At 80.7% G+C, this 969-nt stretch carries 1 protein-coding gene; it reads left to right on the plus strand.

Features of this window, described 5'->3' with window-relative positions:
* Positions 1-51: 51 nt before the first annotated feature.
* Positions 52-807: an NAD-dependent epimerase/dehydratase family protein gene (locus tag GTR00_RS21665; RefSeq protein WP_166613557.1), complete on the plus strand. Its 756-nt coding sequence runs from the start codon at positions 52-54 to the stop codon at positions 805-807.
* Positions 808-969: the final 162 nt, after the last annotated feature.

A 969-nucleotide genomic window follows, 5' to 3' on the forward strand; every position in this document is an offset into this window, starting at 1 on the left:
CGGGAGCGCGCCGGGGAGGCGGGCGGGCCCGGGGTGCGGGACGCTGCCGGGGTGGCTGACGAGCTCGTGCTGGTGACCGGGGCGGCGGGCAGGGTGGCCGGGCAGCTGCTGCCGGGCCTGGCGGGGCGCCCGCTGCGGCTGTTCGACCGCACCGCGGCGCAGCACGAGGGCGCGGAGGTGGTGACCGGCGAGCTGACCGACCCCGCGGCCCTGGAGCGCGCCGTGGACGGGGTCGGCGCCGTGGTGCACCTGGCGGGCAACCCGGCGCCGACGGCGGCGTGGGAGGAGCTGCGCGGGCCCAACGTGGAGGGCTTCGCCGCGCTGCTGGCCGCGGCGGCGCGGGCGGGGGTGCGCCGGGTGGTGTTCGCCAGCTCGGTGCACGCCATGGGCGCGCACGAGGCGGACGGGCGGGTGCCGGTGGACGCGGCGTGGCCGCCGCGGCCGTGCTGCCCGTACGGGGCGACGAAGGCGTTCGACGAGGCGGTGGCCACGGTGGCCTCCCGGCGCGGGCCGGTGAGCACGGTGGGGCTGCGGCTGGGCGCCACGGTGCCGCAGCCGGAGGAGCGCTCGCAGCTGGCGAGCTGGCTGGGGCCGGCGGACCTGCGGCAGGTGGTGGTGCGGGCGCTCCAGGTGGACGCCTCCCGCGTGCACCTGGGCGGGTACCCGGCGGTGTCGGCGAACACCCGGCAGCACTGGGACCTGGGCCCGGCGCGGGCGGACCTGGGCTACGCGCCGGAGCTGGACTCCGAGGCGTTCGCGGACCGCGTGGAGGACGACGGCACGGACACCGTGGCCTGCCCGCGCTGAGGCCCCGCGCTGAGGCCCCGCGCTGAGGCCCCGCGCTGAGGCCCGGTGTCGTGACGGTGGGTGCACGGACGTGGACCGTGCGCGCCCACCCCACCGGGACGGCCCAGCGGCGCTCCCCCGTGCGGGCCCGCGGTGGCCCCCGCGCCCGCGCCGACCCCCTAC

Origin of the sequence: Kineococcus indalonis (assembly GCF_009906395.1) — a bacterium.
Classification (GTDB): Bacteria; Actinomycetota; Actinomycetes; order Actinomycetales; family Kineococcaceae; genus Kineococcus; species Kineococcus indalonis.